Genomic DNA, 4,780 nt, shown 5'->3' with positions numbered 1-4,780 from the left:
ACCTTGCGGCATGGGGCTACGCACTGAAACAAAATGGAAACGATGAAGCTAAAGCGCAAGAGTTTGTAGGTAAGCTATTCAAAAACGTACCCGTATTGGATTCCGGAGCACGTGGATCAACGACTACTTTCGTTGAACGCGGAATTGGCGATGTATTGCTTGCTTGGGAAAATGAAGCCTTCTTATCGATTAATGAGCTGGGTCCAGATAAATTCGAAATCATATACCCTTCYCTTAGTATTTTGGCTGAGCCTCCTGTAGCAGTCGTGGACAAAGTTGTTGATGACCGGGGTTCTCGTGAAGTGGCAGAGGCATACCTGAAATACTTATATACTGAAGAAGGCCAAGAAATCGCTGCAAAAAACTATTATCGTCCTACTTCCGAAACAGTAGCAGCGAAGTACACCGATCAGTTTAAAACACTTGAGCTGCTGTCCATAGACAAAGATTTTGGCGGCTGGAAAGTAGCTCAAACGAAACATTTCGCCGATGGCGGTATTTTCGACAAAATTTACACACCTGGATCTTAACGTACGATTAGAAGAAGAGTGGAGCTGACCTCACATGAAAGGTTCCAAGTCCCGTAACGTGCTGCCGGGTTTTGGTTTATCGCTCGGATTTACATTATTTTACTTGAGTATTATCGTATTGATTCCGCTCGCTGCCGTTTTTTTTAAAACGGCAGAGCTGAGTTGGTCTGAGTTTTGGAGTACCGTTACGAATGCTCGTGTAGTTGCTTCCTATCGAATTAGCTTTACAACTGCCTTTCTAGCGGGACTGGTTAATGCTGTATTTGGTTTATTAATTGCATGGGTTCTCGTTCGTTATCGGTTTCCCGGTATAAAGATAATTGACAGCTTAGTCGACTTGCCATTTGCGCTGCCTACTGCAGTAGCTGGGATTGCATTAACAGCCATTTATGCACCAAACGGATGGATTGGATCCATGCTAGAGCCGCTGGGTATAAAGGTTGCCTATTCACCAATAGGAATCACGATCGCACTTATTTTTATTGGCTTGCCGTTTGTCGTTCGGACCGTACAGCCTGTGCTGCAGGACATGGATAAAGAGACAGAAGAAGCTGCAGTTATGCTAGGTGCACATCGATTGCGAACCTTCTGGAAAGTCATCTTGCCTGAGCTCATGCCATCGTTGTTAACAGGGTTCGCGTTGGCATTTGCAAGAGGCATTGGTGAATATGGCTCGGTCGTGTTCATTTCTGGCAATATGCCAATGAAGACTGAAATTACACCGCTGCTTATCATGACCAAGCTTGAGCAGTACGATTATGCAGGAGCCACGGCAATTGCGCTTGTAATGCTCGTTGTTTCCTTTCTAATGTTGCTGGTCATCAATTTACTGCAATGGCGCATGAATCGTCGTACAGTATCTGACTAGTCATATGTTTACGAATGAAATCATGTTTCGTATAACCATTTAGAAGGGGATGACAGCAATGGCTGGAGCAATTACTGTACACACATCTGAAGAATCATCGAAGCGTCCACAACATATAAACGAATCAGCACCTGTTCGATGGCTGCTTATTGGAATTGCAATGCTGTTTCTCGCATTTATTGTCGTTTTGCCGCTAGCATCTGTATTCATTGAGGCATTTAAAAAGGGTGTTGGCGTCTATATCGATTCGATAACGGAGCCGGATGCGTTGTCCGCACTTAGGCTTACATTACTAGTAGCAATAATTGCTGTTCCTATTAATACCGTTTTCGGCGTGGCAGCTGCGTGGGCAATTAGTAAATTTCGATTTCGAGGTAAAAATATTTTGATTACATTAATCGATTTGCCGTTTGCAGTATCACCGGTTATATCCGGGTTAATCTACGTACTCATGTTTGGTGCACAAGGTTTTCTTGGTCCATGGCTTGATGAACGCGGCATTCAAATTATATTTGCATTGCCAGGTATCGTGCTTGCTACCGTCTTTGTAACGGTGCCGTTTGTAGCTCGTGAGCTTATTCCACTTATGCAGGCGCAAGGCGTACAAGAAGAGGAAGCAGCAGCAAGTCTCGGAGCAAAGGGCTGGCAGATTTTTTGGAAAGTAACATTACCTAATATAAAATGGGGACTTCTATATGGAGTTATCCTTTGTAATGCTAGAGCAATGGGAGAGTTCGGCGCGGTATCTGTCGTATCTGGTCATATCCGCGGTGAAACGAATACATTACCGCTTCATATTGAGATTTTGTATAATGAGTATCAGTTTTCAGCTTCGTTTGCAGTTGCTTCTTTGCTAGTTATGCTTGCTGTTTTAACTCTAGTAGTGAAAAGCATCGTGGAATGGAAATCTGCTCAGCAAAAACCGTTAGAAACCGAGTAAATGATTAAAATTGGAGGGATCGGCAATGGCAAAACCGTTAGAGGTTGATCAGCAATGGTTGGAGAGAATCGTGGACCAGGTAAGCGGGATTAGTTATGGTCATGTAACGATTACTGTCCATGATGGRAGAATTGTACAAATTGACCGGACGGAAAGAACAAGATATGAAGGTCCCTCTCAAAAGCAGGCTCCGTCCGAGCAGCAGTCCAAATCACGTGACGGCCAGTCTAGCGGTGGAGGGGAAGCACTTCGCATTGTTCAATAACAAGTAAAAAAACTCCGTATCTTCGGCGAAAGCCGAGAGTACGGAGTTTTTTTTCTGCTGATTAGAAGGAAGCTTGCAAGCTTCCTTCCATTCATTACGAAATGATGAATTTGATTATAACAGCTACAGCGAATATAACAGTCATTAGACCGAGCATACCACCAAAGCCGAATACAACATCCATCAAATCGTGGCGAGGCTCTTCATTGAAGTGCTCGCGCGGATCTCTAACATTTTCCATCGTTGACGTCCTCCTTGAAAGACCGATTGCTCCAGTTACAACCATAAGCGGTCGTCTCTATTCAGTATCGGTTAATTCAGCTTTTATTAGTATACCCAAACTAAAGAACAGTTGTAAAGCCAATATAGGTGACAATTGTAAGACAAAGTAAGGCTCAATTATGATAAAATGTGAACAGGATCTATTGGTATTCGGAGGCGAGAGCATGGATGAGCAGCAAACGGTGCGGTCGCAGGAAGAAACGCTAGCGGCAGCTAAAGAAACGATACGTAATAAACTAGCATTGCTCCCGGATCAATCGGGTTGTTATTTAATGAAAAATAGCGAAGGCGTCATCATATATGTCGGTAAGGCGAAAGTGCTGAAAAACCGCGTGCGCTCTTATTTTAATGGGAGCCATAACGGCAAGACCCAGCGATTGGTATCAGAAATTCGCGATTTTGAATTTATTGTGACTTCAAGCAATATGGAAGCCCTTATTTTGGAATGTAATTTAATTAAACAATATCATCCGCGTTATAACGTTCTTTTGAAGGATGACAAATCTTTTCCTTATATTAAAATTACGAATGAAAAGCATCCGAAATTAGAGGTGACACGGCGCATTGTGAAGGATAAGGGCAAATACTTTGGCCCATACCCCAATGCGTATGCAGCGCAGCAAACGAAGAAGCTGTTAGATCGCTTATACCCGCTGCGTAAATGTAAAACGTTGCCGGAAAAAGTATGCCTCTATTATCATTTAGGACAATGTATCGCGCCTTGTGAGTTTGATGTGGAGCAGGAGTCATACGATAAGATGATTCAAGAAATAACACGTTTCCTAAATGGGGGACAGGATGTTGTTAAGAACGAGCTCCAACGCAAAATGGAGGAAGCGGCAGAGCAGCTCGAATTCGAACGAGCCAAGGAATTTCGCGATCAACTTATTGCAATTGAGGCTGTTATGGAGAAGCAGAAGATTACAATGTCTGATGCGCTGGACCGCGATGTATTCGGATATGCGGTAGATAAAGGCTGGATGTGCGTTCAAATCTTATATATGCGGCAAGGCAAGCTTATTGAGCGTCATGGATCTACCTTCCCTTATTATGGCGAAGAATATGATGATTTCATGACGTTCGTGACGCAATATTATAGCGATAATCCTGCGCTGCCAAAGCAGATATTGCTGCCTATTCCACCTGAGCTGGCGCAAGCGGAGCTTTCACAGGAGCCAGTTGAGGCAGAGGTGGTGGAAGCTTCTGACTCGCGTGCAGATGATGCGATTGCTTCCTTGCATAACTGGTTGAAGGTGAAGGTGTTAATGCCTCAGCGGGGTCGTAAAAGCGAGGTAGTGACAATGGCTATAGACAATGCAAAGGTGATGCTGGACGAGAAGTTCCGGTTGATTGAGCGCGATGAGGAACGAAGCGTCAAGGCATCCGAATCACTTGCAGGGTGGCTTGGTTTGGAAGAGGTGCACCGCATCGAGGCATTTGATAACTCAAATATACAGGGGACTAATCCTGTATCAGCGATGGTTGTGTTTACGGACGGTAAGCCTGATCGCAAGGAATACCGCAAATATAAAGTGAAGACGGTACAAGGACCTGATGATTATGAAACAATGCGTGAGGTTATCAGGCGCCGTTATGAGCGCGTATTGAAGGAGGAGCTAAAAGCTCCCGATCTTATTGTAGTTGATGGTGGCAAGGGGCAAATATCGGCGGCTCTGGATGTCTTAGTCAATGAGCTCGGTTTATATATCCCCGTTTGTGGACTAGTTAAGGATGCGAAGCATAAAACAGCGCAGTTAATGACAGGAGATCCRGCAGAAATTGTTCCTTTGCCGAGGGACAGCCAAGAGTTTTATTTACTGCAGCGCATTCAAGACGAAGTGCATCGGTTTGCAATTACATTCCATAGGGAGCAGCGCGGCAAATCAATGGTGGAG

The 4,780-nt window shown here is 44.3% G+C and carries 6 protein-coding genes; 5 read left to right on the top strand and 1 reads right to left on the bottom strand.

The window, feature by feature from the left end; translation table 11 throughout:
• From AC1DWN_RS28200 to AC1DWN_RS28185, 4 genes are all read left to right on the top strand, one after another.
• A partial coding sequence (locus tag AC1DWN_RS28200; RefSeq protein ID WP_477562202.1) for a sulfate ABC transporter substrate-binding protein occupies positions 1–530 on the top strand: 530 nt, incomplete at its 5' end.
• 34 nt (positions 531–564) lie between these two features.
• The gene (gene cysT, locus AC1DWN_RS28195; protein ID WP_477562201.1) at positions 565–1,398 is read left to right on the top strand and encodes a sulfate ABC transporter permease subunit CysT; all 834 of its coding nucleotides are present in this window, start codon (positions 565–567) and stop codon (positions 1,396–1,398) included.
• A 58-nt stretch (positions 1,399–1,456) separates the two neighbouring features.
• On the top strand, positions 1,457–2,338 hold the full coding sequence (gene cysW, locus AC1DWN_RS28190; RefSeq protein ID WP_477562200.1) for a sulfate ABC transporter permease subunit CysW: 882 nt from the start codon (positions 1,457–1,459) through the stop codon (positions 2,336–2,338).
• Positions 2,339–2,363: 25 nt separating this feature from the next.
• Entirely contained in the window at positions 2,364–2,603 is a 240-nt protein-coding gene (locus tag AC1DWN_RS28185) for a YezD family protein (RefSeq protein ID WP_477562199.1), read from the top strand.
• A gap of 94 nt (positions 2,604–2,697) precedes the next feature.
• Here the strand turns inward: AC1DWN_RS28185 and AC1DWN_RS28180 are convergent, their stop codons facing one another.
• Positions 2,698–2,844, bottom strand: coding sequence for a YqzM family protein (locus AC1DWN_RS28180; protein ID WP_477562198.1), 147 nt, complete (start codon positions 2,842–2,844; stop codon positions 2,698–2,700).
• Positions 2,845–3,049: 205 nt separating this feature from the next.
• Here AC1DWN_RS28180 and uvrC point away from each other — a divergent pair.
• Positions 3,050–4,780: excinuclease ABC subunit UvrC (gene uvrC / locus AC1DWN_RS28175; protein ID WP_477562197.1), on the top strand; the 1,731-nt coding region annotated here is incomplete at its 3' end.

The organism is Paenibacillus sp. P4_A7 (assembly GCF_056402455.1).
Note: the sequence above shows the minus strand (reverse complement) of the source record. Positions and strands in the feature narration are given on the sequence as shown.